Annotated in this window: 12 protein-coding genes; 10 read left to right on the top strand and 2 right to left on the bottom strand. The window is 57.3% G+C overall.

What is annotated here, in order from left to right; genetic code table 11:
- The first annotated feature begins 243 nt into the window (after nucleotides 1-243).
- From P349_RS09845 to der, 10 genes are all read left to right on the top strand, one after another.
- Nucleotides 244-5,196 carry an alpha-2-macroglobulin family protein gene (locus P349_RS09845; RefSeq protein WP_032648703.1) on the top strand — a complete coding sequence of 1,651 codons (4,953 nt, stop codon included), beginning with the start codon at nucleotides 244-246 and terminating at the stop codon, nucleotides 5,194-5,196.
- Between the two features lies 1 nt (nucleotide 5,197).
- Entirely contained in the window at nucleotides 5,198-7,522 is a 2,325-nt protein-coding gene (gene pbpC / locus P349_RS09850; protein ID WP_032648705.1) for a peptidoglycan glycosyltransferase PbpC, read from the top strand.
- Nucleotides 7,523-7,678: 156 nt separating this feature from the next.
- The gene (ndk, locus tag P349_RS09855; protein ID WP_003860625.1) at nucleotides 7,679-8,110 is read left to right on the top strand and encodes a nucleoside-diphosphate kinase; all 432 of its coding nucleotides are present in this window, start codon (nucleotides 7,679-7,681) and stop codon (nucleotides 8,108-8,110) included.
- A 169-nt stretch (nucleotides 8,111-8,279) separates the two neighbouring features.
- The gene (locus P349_RS09860; protein ID WP_032648707.1) at nucleotides 8,280-9,446 is read left to right on the top strand and encodes a bifunctional tRNA (adenosine(37)-C2)-methyltransferase TrmG/ribosomal RNA large subunit methyltransferase RlmN; all 1,167 of its coding nucleotides are present in this window, start codon (nucleotides 8,280-8,282) and stop codon (nucleotides 9,444-9,446) included.
- 293 nt (nucleotides 9,447-9,739) lie between these two features.
- Nucleotides 9,740-10,753 (top strand): cytoskeleton protein RodZ, encoded by a 1,014-nt coding sequence (gene rodZ / locus P349_RS09865; RefSeq protein WP_024908652.1) that lies wholly within the window; start codon nucleotides 9,740-9,742, stop codon nucleotides 10,751-10,753.
- A gap of 26 nt (nucleotides 10,754-10,779) precedes the next feature.
- The gene (gene ispG / locus P349_RS09870) at nucleotides 10,780-11,898 is read left to right on the top strand and encodes a flavodoxin-dependent (E)-4-hydroxy-3-methylbut-2-enyl-diphosphate synthase (RefSeq protein ID WP_023308814.1); all 1,119 of its coding nucleotides are present in this window, start codon (nucleotides 10,780-10,782) and stop codon (nucleotides 11,896-11,898) included.
- A gap of 80 nt (nucleotides 11,899-11,978) precedes the next feature.
- On the top strand, nucleotides 11,979-13,253 hold the full coding sequence (gene hisS / locus P349_RS09875; protein ID WP_023333028.1) for a histidine--tRNA ligase: 1,275 nt from the start codon (nucleotides 11,979-11,981) through the stop codon (nucleotides 13,251-13,253).
- A 13-nt stretch (nucleotides 13,254-13,266) separates the two neighbouring features.
- The gene (locus P349_RS09880; RefSeq protein ID WP_024908653.1) at nucleotides 13,267-13,887 is read left to right on the top strand and encodes a YfgM family protein; all 621 of its coding nucleotides are present in this window, start codon (nucleotides 13,267-13,269) and stop codon (nucleotides 13,885-13,887) included.
- Nucleotides 13,888-13,897: 10 nt separating this feature from the next.
- Nucleotides 13,898-15,076, top strand: coding sequence for an outer membrane protein assembly factor BamB (bamB, locus tag P349_RS09885; protein ID WP_024908654.1), 1,179 nt, complete (start codon nucleotides 13,898-13,900; stop codon nucleotides 15,074-15,076).
- Nucleotides 15,077-15,188: 112 nt separating this feature from the next.
- On the top strand, nucleotides 15,189-16,664 hold the full coding sequence (gene der, locus P349_RS09890) for a ribosome biogenesis GTPase Der (RefSeq protein WP_024908655.1): 1,476 nt from the start codon (nucleotides 15,189-15,191) through the stop codon (nucleotides 16,662-16,664).
- Between the two features lie 243 nt (nucleotides 16,665-16,907).
- On the opposite strand, the gene P349_RS09895 is transcribed toward der, so the two are convergent.
- Nucleotides 16,908-17,291 (bottom strand): Rid family hydrolase, encoded by a 384-nt coding sequence (locus P349_RS09895; RefSeq protein WP_032648709.1) that lies wholly within the window; start codon nucleotides 17,289-17,291, stop codon nucleotides 16,908-16,910.
- A gap of 110 nt (nucleotides 17,292-17,401) precedes the next feature.
- Complete coding sequence (locus tag P349_RS09900; RefSeq protein WP_032648712.1) at nucleotides 17,402-18,859, bottom strand: MFS transporter; 1,458 nt, start codon at nucleotides 18,857-18,859, stop codon at nucleotides 17,402-17,404.
- Nucleotides 18,860-18,900: the final 41 nt, after the last annotated feature.

Below are 18,900 nucleotides of genomic sequence, written 5' to 3'. Positions count from 1 at the left end.
TCATAAAACTAGCAGTCTTCAGGCGCGCTTATCCAGCTATCTTCTTGTTTTAAAAACAAATGACGTAAAAGGTTACATGTGACGTTATGTGCTGTGATCGCGGTTCCATCACGGCGTAACGGCGTGATGCCATTCTGCGAGGCGCTTTCCAGATTCTAAAATTGGACTTTTTGAATTAATGAAACTTGCGGATAATACTTATCCGGACGACGACCAACAGGCTCCATGGGCCAGGGACAAAGGATGAAACCGTTTCGCTTAGCCGCGCTCTCTCTTGCGCTGCTTACCACGTTTACGCTTGTCGGCTGTGATAACAGCGACGATAAATCTCAGGCTGCGGCTCTCGCGGCATCCACCGCATCCACACCGAAAGCCGCGGAAAAGCCCACTGCTGAAACGCTGGCTAAGCTGGCCGCCCAGAGTCAGGGAAAAGCGCTGACCTTGCTGGATACCTCAGAAGTCCAGCTCGACGGTGCCGCCACGCTGGTGCTGACCTTTTCTGTTCCGCTGAATCTCGATCAGGATTTCGCGAAAACCGTGCACGTCGTGGATAAAAAAAGCGGCAAGGTTGACGGGGCGTGGGAACTTGCGCCTAACCTGAAAGAACTTCGCCTGCGCCATCTTGAGCCCAACCGCAACCTGGTCGTCACCCTTGAACGGGGCCTGCAGGCGCTGAACAAGGCGACGTTCGGCATTGATTATGAGAAAGCCCTGACCACCCGGGACGTTGAACCCACCGTTGGTTTTGCCAGCCGCGGCTCGCTGCTGCCGGGGAAGGTGGTGGAAGGTCTGCCGGTGATGGCGCTCAACGTCAACAATGTTGACGTCAACTTTTACCGCGTGAAGCCTGAATCGCTGGCCTCTCTTGTCAGCCAGTGGGAGTACCGTAACTCGCTGACCAACTGGGAGTCCGATAACCTGCTGAAGATGGCGGAGCTGGTTTACACCGGTCGATTCGATCTTAATCCGGCGCGCAATACGCGCGAAAAATTGCTGCTGCCCCTGAAGGATATTAAACCGCTTCAGCAGTCTGGCGTTTATATCGCGGTCATGAACCAGGCCGGGCACTACAACTACAGCAACGCCGCGACGCTCTTTACCCTGAGCGATATCGGCTTGTCCGCTCACCGTTATCACAACCGCCTGGACATCTTCACCCAGAGCCTGGAAAACGGTGCGGCGCAGTCCGGCGTCACCGTCACCCTGTTGAACGATAAAGGGCAGACGCTTGCCGAAGCGAAAAGCGACGGCGATGGCCACGCAAAGCTTGAGACCGACAAAGAGGCCGCGCTGATCCTGGCCAGTAAAGATGGTCAGACCACGTTGCTCGATCTCAAGCTGCCGGCTCTTGATCTGGCGGAGTTTGATATCGCAGGGAGCCCGGGCTACAGCAAGCAGTTCTTTATGTTTGGCCCACGCGATCTCTACCGCCCGGGTGAAACGGTGATCCTCAACGGTCTGCTGCGCGACAGTGACGGTAAGCCACTTCCGGATCAGCCTGTGAAGCTCGACGTGCTGCGTCCGGATGGACAGGTCGCCCGTACGATTGTCGTCAAGCCAGAGAACGGTCTCTATCGCTTTAACTATCCGCTGGACAGCGGGGCGCAGACCGGTATGTGGCATATCCGCGCCAACACCGGCGATAACCTGCAGCGCCTGTGGGACTTCCACGTCGAAGACTTCATGCCAGAGCGCATGGCGCTCAACCTGAGCGGACAAAAAACGCCGGTTTCACCGCAGGATAACGTGGACTTTAACGTGGTGGGCTATTACCTGTATGGCGCTCCGGCCAACGGTAATTCTCTGCAGGGCCAGCTCTTCCTGCGTCCGCTGCGTGACGCGGTGGCAGCGCTGCCGGGCTTCCAGTTTGGCGATATCGCCGAGGAGAACCTGAGCCGCAGCCTGGATGAGGTGCAGCTTACGCTGGATGAGCAGGGGCGTGGACAGGTTTCTACCGAAAGCCAGTGGAAAGAGGTGCACTCTCCGCTGCAGCTGATCCTGCAGGCCAGCCTGCTGGAGTCCGGCGGCCGCCCGGTAACGCGTCGCGCTGAGCAGGCCATTTGGCCAGCGGCTGAGCTGCCGGGTATTCGCCCTCAGTTTGCCAGCAAGGCCGTTTACGACTACCGCACCGATACCACCGTCAACCAGCCGATTGTTGACGAGAACGGCAACGCCAGCTTCGATATCGTTTATGCCGATGCCAGCGGCGCGAAAAAAGCGGTGTCCGGTTTGCAGGTTCGCCTGATCCGCGAGCGCCGTGACTACTTCTGGAACTGGTCTGAGAGCGAAGGCTGGCAGTCTCAGTTCGATCAGAAAGACCTGGTTGAAGGCGAGCAGGAGCTGACCCTCAAGGTCGACGAAACGGGTAAAGTCACCTTCCCGGTGGAGTGGGGTTCATACCGTCTGGAGGTGAAAGCGCCTGATGAGATGGTCAGCAGCGTGCGCTTCTGGGCAGGGTATAGCTGGCAGGATAACAGCGACGGCACCGGGGCTGCGCGCCCTGACCGCGTGACGCTGAAGCTGGATAAGCCAGCCTATCAGCCGGGTGACACCATCAACCTGCACATTGCCGCGCCAGCCGCAGGCAAGGGCTATGCGATGATCGAGTCCAGCGAAGGGCCGCTGTGGTGGAAGGAGATCGACGTACCGGCAAACGGGCTGGATCTCGCTATCCCGGTCGACAAGGCCTGGAAACGTCACGATCTCTACCTGAGTACGCTGGTGGTACGGCCTGGGGATAAATCCAAATCCGCCACGCCGAAGCGCGCGGTTGGCCTGCTTCATCTGCCGATGGGCGACGAAAATCGCCGCCTGAATATTGCGCTTGATAACCCGCAGAAGATGCGTCCAAACCAGACGCTCTCGGTGAAAGTGAAAGCCAGCGTGAAAGAGGGGGCCGTGCCGCAGAAGGTGAACGTTCTGGTCTCGGCGGTGGACAGCGGCGTGCTGAACATTACCGATTACGTCACGCCGGATCCGTGGCAGGCTTTCTTCGGTCAGAAGCGCTACGGCGCGGATATTTACGATATCTACGGCCAGGTCATTGAAGGGCAGGGCCGTCTGGCCGCGCTGCGCTTTGGTGGCGATGGGGATGAACTGAAGCGTGGCGGCAAACCGCCGGTGAACCACGTCACCATTATTGCCCAGCAGGCGCAGCCGGTCACGCTGGATGCCAACGGGGAAGGCACGATTACGCTGCCGATTGGTGATTTCAACGGCGAGCTGCGTCTGATGGCGCAGGCCTGGACGGAAGACGATTTCGGCAGCAGTGAAAGCAAGGTTATTGTGGCCGCGCCGGTCATTACCGAGCTGAATACCCCGCGCTTCCTGGCAAGCGGAGATACCTCGCGGCTGACGCTGGATATCACCAACCTGACCGACAAGCCGCAAACGCTGAACGTTGCCCTGACCTCTACCGGCAAACTGGTGCTGGAAGGCGCGCAGCCGCAGCCGGTTCAGTTGCCGCCAGGTGCGCGCAGCACGCTGTTTATTCCCGTGCGCGCACTGGACGGTTATGGTGACGGTGAAGTGACCGCGCAGGTGACCGGCCTGCAGCTTCCGGGCGAGACTTTCGCACCGCAGCAAAAGAGCTGGAAAATCGGCGTGCGCCCGGCGTTCCCTGCGCAGACGGTAAATACCGGTGCCATGCTGAACCCCGGTGAGTCCTGGACCGCACCGGCGCAGCACAGCAAAGGTTTCTCCCCTGCCACCCTGCAGGGACAACTGTTGCTGAGCGGCAAACCACCGCTCAACCTGGCGCGCTATATTCACGAACTGCAGGCCTACCCGTACGGATGCCTGGAACAAACCACCAGCGGCCTGTTCCCGTCGCTCTACACCAACGCGGCGCAGCTTACTGCACTTGGCATCAAGGGCGACACCGATGACAAGCGCCGTGCAGCGATTGATATTGGCATCTCCCGTCTGCTGCAGATGCAGCGTGAAGACGGCGGGTTCGCCTTGTGGGATAAAAACGGTCCGGAAGAGTACTGGCTGACGGCCTACGTGACCGACTTCCTGGTGCGCGCGGGCGAGCAGGGTTACAGCGTGCCTGTCGATGCAGTGAATAACGCCAATAGCCGCCTGCTGCGCTATCTGCAGGACCCGGGCATGATGTCTATTCGCTACAGCGACGATACTCAGGCCAGCAAGTTCGCCGTGCAGGCCTATGCCGCGCTGGTGCTGGCACGTCAGCAAAAAGCGCCGCTGGGCGCGCTGCGTGAAATTTGGGATCGTCACGGACAGGCGGCTTCCGGTCTGCCGCTGATGCAGCTGGGCATGGCGCTCAAACTGATGGGCGATGCGCCGCGCAGCCAGCAGGCGCTGGACCTGGCACTTAAAACGCCGCGTAACGACAGCAAAAACTGGATGGCCGATTATGGCAGCCAGCTTCGCGATAACGCGCTGATGCTCTCTCTTCTCGAGGAGTACAAGCTGCTGCCGGATGCGCAAAATACGCTGCTGAATGCCCTGTCTGAACAGGCCTTCAGCCAGCGCTGGCTGTCAACGCAGGAGAGCAATGCGCTGTTCCTGGCAGGACGTTCGTTGCAAACCTTGTCCGGTACATGGCAGGCGAAAACCTCTCTGTCTGAGACCGCATCAGGCGGCGATAAGTCACTGGTGCAAAACGTGAACGGCGACCAGCTTGGCGCGCTGCAGGTTACCAATACCGGAACGACACCGCTGTGGGTGCGTCTGGACAGCACCGGTTACCCTGACTATGCCCCTCAACCGAGCTCGAACGTGCTGCAGGTTGAACGTCATATCCTGGCAACCGATGGCAGCAGTAAATCGCTCTCTTCCCTGAAGAGCGGCGAACTGGTGCTGGTGTGGCTGGAAGTTAAAGCCAGCCAGAACGTGCCGGATGCGCTGGTGGTGGATCTCCTCCCTGCGGGTCTGGAGCTGGAAAACCAGAACCTGGCAAGCAGCAGCGCCAGCCTGCAGGACAGCGGTAGCGAAGTGCAGAACCTGCTCAGCCAGATGCAGCAGGCGGATATTCAGCATATGGAATTCCGCGATGACCGCTTTGTGGCTGCCGTGCCGGTAAACGAAGGTCAGCCGGTCACGCTGGTCTATCTGGCCCGTGCCGTGACGGCAGGAACCTACCAGGTGCCGGTTCCGATGGTCGAGTCTATGTATGTGCCGCAGTGGCGGGCAACGGGGGCGGCCAGTGGCCCGCTGATTGTTGTTCCGTAATATGCGAATGGCACGTTTGACACGCTCCCGCTGGCTGTGGCTGGCGGGAGCGCTTCTCGTTTTATGGGGGCTGATTGTCGCCGCCGACCGCCTGTGGCCGTTACCGCTGAAAGAGGTTAACCCCGCCCGGGTGGTGGTGGATGAGAAGGGCACGCCGCTGTGGCGCTTTGCGGACAGCGACGGGATCTGGCGCTACCCGGTTACGATCGAAGAGGTCTCTCCCCGTTATCTTGAGGCGCTGATCCAGTACGAAGATCGCTGGTTCTGGGATCACCCCGGCGTAAACCCGCTCTCTGTCCTGCGCGCCGCCTGGCAGGATCTCAGTTCTGGCAAAGTCGTCTCTGGCGGCAGTACGCTGACCATGCAGGTGGCACGCCTGCTGGACCCGCATCCGCGTACTTTTGGCGGCAAAATTCGCCAGCTCTGGCGGGCGATGCAGCTGGAGTGGCACCTCTCTAAACGCGACATCCTGACGCTCTATCTCAACCGCGCGCCGTTTGGCGGTACGCTGCAGGGCGTGGGTGCGGCAAGCTGGACGTATCTGGGCAAGCCGCCGTCGCAGCTCAGCTATTCCGACGCGGCGCTGCTGGCGGTGCTGCCGCAGGCACCGAGTCGTTTACGCCCGGATCGCTGGCCTGAACGGGCCGAAGCGGCGCGCAATAAAGTGCTCGACCGCATGGCGACGCAGGGCGTCTGGTCCGCGAAGCAGGTCAAAGAGTCCCGTGAAGAATCGGTATGGCTGGCGCCCCGACAGATGCCGCAGCTGGCGCCGCTCTTTGCGCGCATGATGCTCGGCAAAAGCCGCGACACGAAAATAGTCACCACGCTGGATGCCGGGCTACAGCGGCAGCTGGAAGAGCTGGCGATGAACTGGAAATCCCGCCTGCCGGCACGCAGCTCGCTGGCGATGATCGTCGTGGATCATACCGATATGAAAGTGCGAGGCTGGGTCGGATCGGTGGATATTAACGATGACAGTCGTTTTAGCCACGTGGATATGGTCAATGCGATCCGATCCCCGGGATCGGTGTTGAAGCCCTTTATCTACGGTATGGCGCTGGACGATGGCCTGATCCATCCCGCCTCGCTGCTCCAGGACGTTCCCAGAAAAACCAGTGATTATCGCCCCGGGAATTTTGACAGCGGGTTCCACGGACCGGTCAGCATGAGTGAGGCGCTGGTACGCTCCCTCAACCTGCCCGCGGTTCAGGTGCTGGAAGCCTACGGACCAAAACGATTTGCCGGTATGCTCAGTAACGCAGGTTTGCCGCTGATCCTGCCCGCGGGGGCACAGCCGAATCTCTCCCTGATCCTCGGTGGAGCAGGCGCGCGCCTGGCAGATATCGCCGCTGCTTACAGTGCCTTTGCCCGACACGGTAAGGCGGGAAGGCTGCGCCTGCAGCCGGGCGATCCGCTGACAGAACGTCCGCTGTTATCACCAGGCTCGGCGTGGATTATTCGCCGTATTCTGGCCAATGAAGCGCAGCCGCTGCCGGATAATGCGCTACCGCAGGTTGCGCCGCTGGCATGGAAAACCGGCACCAGCTACGGCTACCGTGATGCCTGGGCCATCGGTTTGAATGCCCGCTACGTGATTGGCATCTGGACCGGACGACCGGACGGCACGCCGGTGGCGGGGCAGTTTGGGTTTGCCAGCGCGGTTCCGCTATTAAACCAGGTCAATAACCTGCTTCAGTCGCGCTCAACGGTAGACGAAGCCCGCCTGCCTCGCGACCCGCGTCCGGAGAGCGTCGGGCGGGGCGTGATCTGCTGGCCGGGTGGCCAGCCGCTGCCGGAAGGGAGTGAAAACTGTCGGCGTCGCCTGTCGACCTGGCTTCTGGAAGGCAGTGAACCGCCCACGCTGCTGTTGCCGGAGCAGGAAGGCATACGCGGCATTCGTTTCCCGGTCTGGCTGGATAAAACGGGTAAACGTGTGGCGGCAGATTGCCCTGATGCAACTGAAAAAGTCCTGGATGTCTGGCCGCTGCCGCTGGAACCGTGGCTGCCCGCAACCGAGCGTCGCGCGGTACGGATCCCGCCTTCATCAACAACCTGTCCTCCGCTGTCGCAGGACTCACCTGCGCCACTCATCCTGACAGGCGTACGCGAAGGGGCCGTTATCAAACGTCTGCCGGGTGAATCCCGCGTTTCGCTACCGCTTCAGGCGACCGGCAACAGCGGTGAGCGCTGGTGGTTTTTGAACGGTGAACCGCTGAGTGTGAAGGGAAGGGTTTACACATTACAGCTTGATAAGTCGGGCGATTATCAGTTACTCGTTATGGATGAGACCGGGCAGGTCGCGACGGTGAATTTTACGCTTCAGTGACCTGAAAACAGCTTTCTGATGTGAGCTGTTGCTAAAACTCGTCTTATTTTAAAAAAATGTTACCTGAATCCATAGGCAATGGCGCCATTGCTCATTATAATCCGCGCCACACCATACTCAGGTATGCAAAACAACAGAACATTGACAGAGGTTATCATGGCTATTGAACGTACTTTTTCCATCATCAAACCAAACGCGGTGGCAAAAAACGTTATTGGCAGCATCTTCGCTCGCTTTGAATCTGCAGGGTTCAAAATTGTTGGCACCAAAATGCTGCACCTGACCGTTGAGCAGGCGCGCGGCTTCTACGCTGAGCACGAAGGTCGCCCATTCTTTGACGGCCTGGTGGAGTTCATGACCTCCGGTCCAATCGTGGTATCCGTGCTGGAAGGCGAAAACGCCGTACAGCGTCACCGCGACCTGCTGGGCGCAACCAACCCGGACAACGCGCTGGCCGGTACTCTGCGCGCTGACTATGCGGACAGCTTCACCGAGAACGGCACCCACGGTTCTGACTCTGTTGAATCTGCTGCACGCGAAATCGCTTTCTTCTTCGCAGAAGGCGAAGTGTGTCCACGTACCCGTTAATTTAACGGTTTCGTTTACACATTATTTTCGTAAATGCCGCGTCCAGACGTGGCATCCCTGCGCCAGACTTTGTACAATGCAACGCCCCGGACGAGCAGACCGCTTTCCGGGGCGTTTCTATTCAACCCTCCATGGGCCATAACGTGTAACAACGAGGCCGGAAAATATTATGTCTGAACTAGTGAATACCTCCGAAGTCGCCATTCCTGCGGTTCCCAATAAAAATGGAAAAATCAACCTGCTGGATCTGAACCGTCAGCAGATGCGCGAGTTCTTTAAAGAGATGGGCGAAAAGCCGTTTCGTGCCGATCAGGTCATGAAGTGGATGTACCATTACTGCAGCGACAATTTTGATGACATGACTGACATCAACAAGGTCCTGCGCAACAAGCTCAAAGAAGTGGCTGAAATCCGCGCACCGGAAGTGGTGGAAGAGCAGCGCTCCGCAGATGGCACCATCAAATGGGCGATTGCGGTCGGCGATCAGCGCGTTGAAACTGTCTACATCCCGGAAGAAGACCGCGCCACGCTGTGCGTCTCCTCTCAGGTTGGCTGTGCGCTGGAGTGCAAATTCTGCTCAACCGCGCAGCAAGGCTTTAACCGTAACTTGCGCGTGTCAGAAATTATCGGCCAGGTCTGGCGTGCCGCGAAAATCGTGGGCGCGGCAAAAGTGACCGGCACGCGTCCTATCACCAACGTGGTGATGATGGGGATGGGTGAGCCGCTGCTGAACCTGACCAACGTCGTTCCGGCGATGGAAATCATGCTGGATGACTTTGGCTTTGGTCTGTCCAAGCGTCGCGTCACGCTGTCTACCTCAGGCGTTGTGCCTGCGCTGGACAAGCTTGGCGACATGATTGACGTTGCGCTGGCGATCTCCCTGCACGCGCCAAACGATGAAATTCGTGACGAAATTGTGCCGATCAACAAAAAGTACAATATCGAAACCTTCCTCGCTGCCGTACGTCGCTACCTGGAGAAATCCAACGCCAACCAGGGCCGCGTGACCATCGAGTACGTGATGCTGGATCACGTCAACGACGGCACCGAACATGCGCATCAGCTGGCTGAACTGCTGAAAGATACGCCGTGCAAAATCAACCTGATCCCATGGAACCCGTTCCCGGGCGCGCCGTATGGCCGTAGCTCGAACAGCCGTATCGACCGTTTCTCCAAGGTGCTGATGGAGTATGGTTTCACCACCATCGTGCGTAAAACCCGTGGTGATGACATTGATGCCGCATGCGGACAGCTGGCAGGTGATGTCATTGACCGTACTAAACGTACCCTGCGTAAACGCATGCAGGGCGAGACGATCACGGTTAAAGCTGTTTGATTATTATGCACTCGCGGCGCATTATCTGCGCCGTGAAGCATAACCTTACTGAATAATCAGTCAGATTCGTGATGACTGATCAATAATTACGGTGCGTTTCATTCGACTTTCGGGCAGTATGTAACGACGTAACAACAGTTTAGCCGTACGGGCAGGGCTGTACTGTCATCTCCGGGCTGACAGTCTTATACTCTCTGTTCAAGGTTAACTGACCAGAAGTTTCGCGGTGCGGGTGGCATTGTGACTCACCGGCGCCTGAACCCTTATTTTTCACGTACCAGTAGTTGTAGCGAATGAATACTGAAGCCACTCACGACCAACATGAAGCACTCTCCACTGGCGTTCGTCTTCGCAACGCCCGTGAACAACTCGGACTCAGCCAGCAAGCCGTTGCGGAACGCTTGTGCCTGAAGGTTTCCACGGTTCGCGATATTGAAGAAGATAAGGCGCCTGCCGATCTGGCTTCAACGTTTTTGCGCGGTTATATCCGCTCTTACGCAAAACTGGTGCACATCCCCGAAAACGAATTACTGCCAATGATGGAGAAGCAGGCGCCGGTCCGTGCAGCAAAAGTTGCGCCGATGCAGACCTTCTCCCTGGGGAAACGTCGTAAAAAACGTGATGGCTGGCTGATGAGCTTTACCTGGCTGGTGCTGTTTGTGGTCATCGGTCTGACCGGTGCATGGTGGTGGCAAAACCACAAGGCGCAGCAGGAAGAGATCACCACCATGGCCGATCAATCCTCGGCAGAACTCAACCAGGCCGGAAGTGAGAACGGCCAGAGCGTGCCGCTGAATACCGACGGCGCAGCGTCCTCCAGCGAGCCACAGACCGCAGCGCCAGACGCGTCGGCGACCGGTGCAGCACAGGCCCCGGCAGCAACGGCTAACACCGCTGCGCCGCAGGCTCAGGATCAAAACGCGGTTGTTGCCCCTTCTCAGGCGAATGTTGATACGGCGGCGAACGCGCCTGCGGCTACTCAGCCTGCAGACAATAGCGCAGCGACTCTGCCAACCAGCCCGGCGGGTACGGCGACAGCAGCCGATCCCAACGCGCTGGTGATGAACTTCAGCGCCGACTGCTGGCTGGAAGTAACTGACGCGACAGGTAAAAAACTGTTCAGCGGCCTGCAGCGTAAAGATGGCACGTTAAACCTAACCGGCCAGGCTCCTTATAAACTTAAAATCGGCGCTCCGGCAGCGGTACAGATCCAGTATCAAGGAAAACCTGTCGACCTGAGCCGCTTTATCAGAACTAACCAGGTTGCACGTCTTACCGTTAATGCCGAACAATCAGCAGCACAGTAACAGACGGGCAACGCGGGAGATTTTTCATGCATAACCAGGCTCCGATTCAACGTAGAAAATCGAAACGGATTTACGTTGGGAATGTGCCAATCGGCGATGGGGCACCTATCGCCGTTCAGTCGATGACCAACACGCGCACCACCGATGTGGAAGCGACGGTCAATCAAATCAAAGCATTAGAACGTGTAGGCGCGGACATTGTTCGCGTCTCCGTCCCAACCATGGATGCCGCTGAGGCGTTCAAACTGATCAAACAGCAGGTCAGCGTTCCGCTGGTGGCTGATATCCACTTCGACTACCGCATCGCACTGAAAGTGGCCGAATACGGCGTCGATTGCCTGCGTATTAACCCGGGCAACATCGGTAACGAAGAGCGTATCCGCATGGTTGTGGACTGCGCCCGCGATAAAAATATTCCTATCCGTATTGGCGTTAACGCCGGTTCCCTGGAAAAAGATCTGCAGGAAAAATACGGTGAGCCTACGCCGCAGGCGCTGCTCGAATCCGCGATGCGCCACGTCGATCATCTCGATCGTCTCAACTTCGATCAGTTCAAGGTCAGCGTAAAAGCGTCCGACGTGTTCCTTGCCGTAGAATCTTACCGCCTGCTGGCAAAGCAGATCGACCAGCCTCTGCACCTCGGGATCACCGAAGCGGGCGGCCTGCGCAGCGGCTCTGTAAAATCCGCGATCGGTCTGGGGCTGCTGCTCTCTGAAGGGATCGGTGACACCCTGCGCGTCTCGCTGGCGGCCGATCCGGTCGAAGAGATCAAAGTCGGTTTCGATATTCTGAAATCACTGCGTATTCGCGCGCGCGGGATCAACTTCATCGCCTGCCCAACCTGCTCACGTCAGGAGTTTGATGTGATCGGTACGGTGAATGCCCTGGAGCAACGTCTGGAAGACATTATTACCCCGATGGACGTTTCCATCATCGGCTGTGTGGTAAACGGTCCGGGTGAAGCGCTGGTGTCAACCCTGGGCGTAACCGGCGGTAACAAGAAAAGTGGTCTCTATGAAGATGGTGTTCGTAAAGATCGTCTGGATAATAGCGACATGATCGACCAGCTTGAAGCCCGCATACGCGCCAAAGCCGCCATGATGGACGAAACACAGCGTATCAGCGTTCAGCAGGTTGAAAAATAACGTGATGGGAAGCGTGCCGCTTCCCATGTATGATTGAACCCATTCTTTGGGTTTTTTTTGTATATAGAAAGAGAATAAACGTGGCAAAAAACATTCAAGCCATCCGCGGCATGAACGATTATCTGCCTGGCGAAACCGCCATCTGGCAGCGCATTGAAGGCACACTGAAGCAGGTGCTCGGCAGCTACGGTTACAGCGAAATCCGTTTGCCGATTGTAGAGCAGACCCCGTTATTCAAACGCGCGATTGGTGAAGTCACCGACGTGGTTGAAAAAGAGATGTACACCTTTGAGGACCGCAACGGCGACAGCCTGACCCTGCGTCCGGAAGGTACGGCGGGCTGCGTACGCGCCGGCATCGAACATGGTCTTCTGTACAATCAGGAGCAGCGCCTGTGGTATATCGGCCCGATGTTCCGCCACGAACGTCCTCAGAAAGGTCGTTATCGCCAGTTCAATCAGCTGGGTGTGGAAGTCTTTGGTCTGCAGGGCCCGGACATCGACGCCGAACTGATTATGCTGACCGCCCGCTGGTGGCGTGCGCTCGGTATCGCCGATCACGTTTCCCTTGAGCTGAACTCTATCGGTTCTCTGGAAGCTCGCGCTAACTACCGCGATGCGCTGGTTGCGTTCCTGGAACAGCATAAAGAGAAGCTGGACGAAGACTGCAAACGTCGCATGTACAGCAACCCGCTGCGCGTTCTGGATTCCAAAAACGCGGATGTTCAGGCACTGCTGAACGATGCGCCTGCGCTGGGAGACTACCTGGATGAAGAATCTCGCGAACACTTCGCGGGCCTGTGCAAGCTGCTTGAAGCGGCAGGCATCGCCTATACCGTGAATCAGCGCCTGGTGCGCGGTCTGGACTACTACAACCGTACCGTGTTTGAGTGGGTGACCAGCAGCCTCGGCTCTCAGGGCACCGTATGCGCGGGCGGCCGTTATGACGGTCTGGTTGAGCAACTTGGTGGTCGCGCAGCGCCTGCTGTGGGCTTCGCGATGGGCCTTGAACGACTTGTTTTGCTCGTTCAGGCAGTTAATCCGGAATTTAAAGCAGAATCCGTTGTCGATATATACCTGGTGGCCTCAGGCGCGGAAACGCAGTCTGCGGCGATGCAGCTTGCCGAACGCGTGCGCGATGCGCTGCCGGGCGTTAAGCTGATGACCAACCATGGCGGCGGCAACTTCAAAAAACAGTTTGCTCGTGCCGATAAGTGGGGCGCAAGTATTGCACTGGTGCTGGGCGAGTCCGAAGTGGCTAACGGCGAAGTGGTGGTGAAGGACCTGCGCTCTGGTGAGCAGACAACGGTAACGCAGGACGGCGTTGCGGCGCACTTGCGCACTCTATTGGGCTAAGGAGAAGGACTGCGTGGAAATTTACGAGAACGAACACGATCAGGTCGACGCGATTAAACGCTTCTTTGTTGAAAACGGCAAAGCGCTGGTTGTTGGGGTTATTTTAGGTGTCGGTGCGCTGGTGGGCTGGCGTTACTGGAACAATCATCAGGCAGATTCCGCGCGCGGCGCGTCCCTGTCCTATGAAAATACCGTTAGCGCAATTCGTGCCGATCAGCCGCAAACGCTGACGGCGGCAGAGAAATTTGCGGCTGACAACAAAAACACCTACGGTGCACTGGCTGCGCTGGAAGTGGCTCAGCAGTACGTTGATAAGAACGAACTGGATAAAGCCGCTGCTCAGCTCTCTCAGAGCCTTGCTGCGGCCAGCGATGATAACCTGAAAGCGGTGATCAATCTGCGCCTGGCACGTATTCAGGTTCAGCAGAAGAAAGCTGACGATGCGCTGAAAACGCTCGATACCATCAAAGGCGAAGGCTTTGCTGCCATCGTTGCCGATCTGCGCGGTGAAGCACTGCTGAGCAAAGGTGACAAAGCGGGCGCGCGTAAAGCGTGGCAAGCTGGCGTAGAGAGCAATGCTTCACCTGCGCTGAGCGAAATGATGCAGATGAAAATAAATAATTTGTCCGTCTGAGAGGGACCCGATGCAATTGCGTAAATTACTTCTGCCAGGACTGCTTTCTGTTACGTTATTGAGTGGTTGTTCACTGTTCAGTGGCGAAGAAGACGTTGTGAAAATGTCCCCACTGCCGACGGTTGAAAACCAGTTTACCCCATCCACCGCGTGGGATGTTTCCGTGGGCAGTGGGATTGGTGATTTCTATTCCAACCTTCATCCGGCCTATGCAGACAGCGTTGTCTATGCCGCTGACCGCAAAGGTACCGTGAAAGCGGTGAACGCCGATGACGGGAAAGAAGTCTGGTCCGTTAACCTGGCGGAAAAAGACGGCTGGTTCTCGCGTAAACCTGCACTGCTGTCTGGCGGCCTGACTGTTGCCGGTGGCCACGTCTACGTTGGCAGCGAAAAAGCGCAGGTTTATGCGCTGAACAGCAGCGACGGCTCCATTGCCTGGCAAACAACCGTGGCGGGTGAATCCCTGTCGCGTCCGGTGGTGAGCGACGGCCTTGTGCTGATTCATACCAGCAACGGCCAGCTGCAGGCGCTGAACGAAGCGGACGGCCTGGTGAAATGGACTGTTAACCTGGATATGCCAGCGCTCTCTCTGCGCGGCGAATCCGCTCCGGCTACCGCATTTGGCGCTGCCATTGTGGGCGGTGACAATGGTCGCGTGAGCGCAGTGCTGATGCAGCAGGGCCAGATGATCTGGCAGCAGCGTATCTCTCAGGCCACCGGCTCAACGGAAATTGACCGTCTGAGCGACGTAGACACAACGCCGGTCATCGTTAACGGTGTGGTTTACGCGCTGGCCTATAACGGTAACCTTACCGCGCTGGATCTGCGCAGCGGCCAGATCATGTGGAAACGTGAGCTGGGCTCTGTGAACGATTTCATCGTTGAGGGTAACCGTATCTATATGGTTGACCAGAACGACCGTCTGCTGGCTCTGAGCACCGAAGGCGGCGTAACGCTGTGGACGCAAAGCGACCTGCTGCACCGTCTGCTGACCTCGCCAGCGCTGTACAACGGTAGCCTGGTTGTGGGCGACAGCGAAGGGTATATGCACTGGATCGATCCGGATAACGGCCGCTTTGTTGCACAGCAAAAAGTCGACAGCTCTGGTTTCCTGACCGATCCGGTTGTGGCCGATGGCAAGCTGCTGATTCAGGCAAAAGACGGCACGCTGTACGCGATCACGCGTTAATTACCCGGCGGTTGTAGTATACTAAACGGCTCCTGTTCACTCAGGAGCCGTTTTGACATTTTTAAAAACGCCGCGAAAGCGACGTTATTTTGAATTTTATGAGGCTTCAAACATGGTACCTGTGGTCGCGCTTGTCGGGCGCCCTAACGTTGGAAAATCCACTCTTTTTAACCGTTTAACACGCACCCGTGATGCGCTGGTTGCGGATTTCCCGGGGCTGACGCGTGACCGTAAGTACGGTCGTGCAGAGGTGGAAGGACGCGAGTTCATCTGTATTGATACCGGTGGTATTGACGGCACAGAAGACGGCGTTGAAACCCGCATGGCGGAACAGTCGCTGCTGGCGATTGAAGAAGCGGATGTGGTGCTGTTCATGGTGGATGCTCGCGCTGGCCTGATGCCGGCGGACTCCGCTATCGCTAAGCACCTGCGTTCACGCGAAAAACCGACCTTCCTGGTGGCGAACAAAACCGACGGCATCGATGCCGATCAGGCCATCGCGGATTTCTGGTCTCTGGGCCTGGGTGAAATCTACCCTATCGCTGCATCGCATGGCCGTGGCGTTACCAGCCTGCTGGAAACCGTTCTGCTGCCGTGGGTTGACGAAGTGAACCCACCGGAAGAGGTGGACGAAGACGCTGAATACTGGGCGCAGTTTGAAGACGGAGAAGAGGGCGAAGAAGAAGAGCCTGAAGACGACTTCAACCCGCAGGATCTGCCGATCAAGCTGGCAATCGTGGGCCGTCCAAACGTAGGTAAGTCTACACTTACTAACCGTATTCTGGGTGAAGAGCGCGTGGTCGTTTACGACATGCCGGGCACCACCCGCGACAGTATCTACATTCCTATGCAGCGCGATGAGCGTGAGTATGTCCTCATCGACACCGCCGGGGTACGTAAGCGCGGAAAAATCACCGATGTGGTGGAAAAATTCTCCGTTATCAAAACCCTGCAGGCGATCGAAGATGCTAACGTCGTGCTGCTGGTCATCGACGCACGCGAAGGGATCTCCGATCAGGACCTCTCTCTGCTCGGCTTTATCCTCAATAGTGGGCGCTCACTGGTTATCGTGGTCAACAAATGGGATGGCCTGAGCAACGAGGTTCGTGAGCAGGTGAAAGAGACCCTCGACTTCCGTCTGGGCTTTATCGACTTTGCCCGCGTGCACTTCATCTCTGCGCTGCACGGTAGCGGCGTCGGTAACCTGTTCGAATCCGTGCGTGAAGCGTATGACAGCTCCACCCGTCGTCAGAGCACCGCGATGCTGACGCGCATCATGAACATGGCTGCAGAAGACCATCAGCCGCCGCTGGTGCGCGGCCGTCGCGTGAAGCTGAAATACGCCCACGCCGGTGGTTATAACCCGCCAATCGTGGTGATCCACGGCAACCAGGTGAAAGACCTGCCGGATTCCTACAAGCGCTATCTGATGAACTACTTCCGTAAATCGCTGGACGTGATGGGCACGCCTATCCGTATCCAGTTCAAGGAAGGGGAAAACCCGTTCGCCAACAAGCGCAACACCCTGACACCAAACCAGATGCGTAAGCGTAAGCGCTTGATTAAACACATTAAGAAAAGCAAATGACGATTCAGTAAAAATCAGCTGCTTTTAGAAAACCCCAAAGCCCGCATTATGCCGGGCTTTTTTGTTATCAGGTGCGATCATAACGAAGCATCAAAACTCACTATTGTCATGTACCCAAGGGTGTACTCAGTGATTTGACACGAAGCTAACTGATATGCAGATGCAGCGGGCCTGACTGCCTGCAGGGCGGCCGCTCTTTATCGGTAGGGGACGTTATAATCCTGTTGAGACATGTGGTAAAGACTACCTTTTGGCCACAACCCGCATCTCCACAAGGGCATTTTCCGGGATGAATGCCGATACGCCTATGGCAGACCATGCCGGGTAGGGCGCCTTGATATACGCATCTTTTACCTGAGAAAAAACGTCAATATGTGTTTTAAGGTCAATATGAAACGTGGTCATCTCAAGAATATTGTCATAGCCTAAGCCTGCGGCAGTCAGGTACACACCCAGCTTGTAAAACGCATCGTGAAACTGTTCTTCAGGATCCTTGCTGATGGGTTTGTCCTTCCGGGCTGCCGTAACGCCCGAAAGATACACGGTGCCATCGGCATCGATGACAGGAGAGAAGTGCCAGTCATCGTAATAATGCTGAAAGGCTTCTGGAACGATCGATTTTTTCATATTTTTTTCTCAAATGGATGAGCACGGGAAAAAGGCAACGGCCACATCTCATACCCGGGGAAGCACATGAGCCATGTCGTGCAGACCACGTCGGCCAGCCGCCCGTTACGTTACTTGATGGAAAGGCGGGCCGCAGCAGAAATTATTCCGGAGGCGCGCCGGATAAGCCGGATACTCAGTCCGGCACCAGCCGCGAGGCATACCGCCATTGTCAGCAGCGAGACAATAAAGGCATGCGTGATCGTTGCGCCGCTTTTATCGCCCCCCAGCATGCTGTAAAAAATGCCGCCGATGACGGCGACGCTCAGCGCAGTGCTGATTTGCAGCGTCGAGCTGGTCACGCCGGCAATCATGCCTGAAAAAGCGGGCGCTACGCGGCCGGTCACCATCCTCACCAGCGTTGGCATCGCCAGCCCCTGACCCAGACCGGTGATAAAAAGGAGTGCCGCGAGCGGCAGCGTAGCCGGAGGAGTGCCCGTCAGCGTGCTGGCAATCAGCCCGGCAAGGCCCGCCAGACCCGCCGTCTCACATCCCATTCCGATTGCGCTCAGGTAATTTCCGGCAAACCGCCTGAAGTAGGGTGTCAGCAACGGCCCAACCAGGAAGCCGATGCCAAAGGGCAGAAAAATCAGGCCTGCGGTCAGGGCGTTTAAATGCAACGCATCCTGAAGATAAACAGAAAACAACAGAAAAAAGGCACCGATGGAATAAAACAGCAGTACGATCGCCAGACCCTGACCCAGTCCCGGCGCGCGTAAGACGGTCGGATCGAGCAGCGGCGAACCACCGTTCTGGCTGAGGCGACGTTCATAACGCCATAGCCCCAGCACCAGCAGCGGGAACGCAAGAAATGATCCCCATGTCCACCAGGGCCATCCCGCTTCACGGCCTTCAATTAATGGCACAATCAGCGCGCTAAGGGTGACGGTGGCCAGCAGCATGCCGCCGGGATCCAGTCGCTGTGCCGACTGCGCCCGCGTCTCTTTCAGCAGCGGCAGACCGAAGAGAATGACCAGCAGCGCCATTGGCAGGTTAACGATAAAAATCGCACGCCAGCCCAGATGAAACAGATCCGCAGAAATCAGAATACCACCCAGTATCTGCCCGATAACGGAGGCCAGACCAAAGACGGCGCCATAGAGGCTCAGCGCCAGCGGTTTTTCCGCTTCCGGAAAAATCGCCTGTACGGAGGCCAGTGCCTGGGGTGCCATAATGGCTGCGGTGGCACCCTGTAACACGCGCCCGGCAATCAGCACCCACGGTGACCAGGCCACGCCGCACAACAGCGATGCTGCAGCAAAACCGATAAGTCCAAGAAAGAACATCTTCCCCCGGCCGTAAATATCACCCAGTCGACCGCCGGTGATTAACGTGACCGCGTAGACGGCAGCATAGGATGAAATGACAAGCTGTTGCGCGGAGGAAGAGGCACCCAGCTCGCCCTGAATGGCAGGCAGCGCCACATTAACGATAAAAAAATCGAGCGGGGGCAAAAACGCGCCCACCAGCAGGATGATAAACATCGCCCAGCGACGGGGCTCGGCGCGCGTGTGATGTTGTGTCGACATAGAACACTCCAGATAACGGTTCTGTCCCGGGTAAGGAACGT

Origin of the sequence: Enterobacter sp. DC4, from assembly GCF_000568095.1 — a bacterium.
Taxonomy (GTDB): domain Bacteria; phylum Pseudomonadota; class Gammaproteobacteria; order Enterobacterales; family Enterobacteriaceae; genus Enterobacter; species Enterobacter pseudoroggenkampii.
This window is presented reverse-complemented; position numbering and strand designations above follow the sequence as displayed.

What these genes read in the sequence shown, in the direction of transcription:
- ispG (WP_023308814.1), top strand. Translation starts at nt 10,780, where the DNA reads ATGCATAACCAGGCTCCGATTCAACGTAGAAAATCGAAACGGATTTAC.
- rodZ (WP_024908652.1), top strand. Translation starts at nt 9,740, where the DNA reads ATGAATACTGAAGCCACTCACGACCAACATGAAGCACTCTCCACTGGC.
- P349_RS09845 (WP_032648703.1), top strand. Translation starts at nt 244, where the DNA reads ATGAAACCGTTTCGCTTAGCCGCGCTCTCTCTTGCGCTGCTTACCACG.
- pbpC (WP_032648705.1), top strand. Translation starts at nt 5,198, where the DNA reads ATGCGAATGGCACGTTTGACACGCTCCCGCTGGCTGTGGCTGGCGGGA.
- P349_RS09900 (WP_032648712.1), bottom strand. Translation starts at nt 18,859, where the DNA reads ATGTCGACACAACATCACACGCGCGCCGAGCCCCGTCGCTGGGCGATG.
- ndk (WP_003860625.1), top strand. Translation starts at nt 7,679, where the DNA reads ATGGCTATTGAACGTACTTTTTCCATCATCAAACCAAACGCGGTGGCA.
- bamB (WP_024908654.1), top strand. Translation starts at nt 13,898, where the DNA reads ATGCAATTGCGTAAATTACTTCTGCCAGGACTGCTTTCTGTTACGTTA.
- P349_RS09860 (WP_032648707.1), top strand. Translation starts at nt 8,280, where the DNA reads ATGTCTGAACTAGTGAATACCTCCGAAGTCGCCATTCCTGCGGTTCCC.
- der (WP_024908655.1), top strand. Translation starts at nt 15,189, where the DNA reads ATGGTACCTGTGGTCGCGCTTGTCGGGCGCCCTAACGTTGGAAAATCC.
- P349_RS09895 (WP_032648709.1), bottom strand. Translation starts at nt 17,291, where the DNA reads ATGAAAAAATCGATCGTTCCAGAAGCCTTTCAGCATTATTACGATGAC.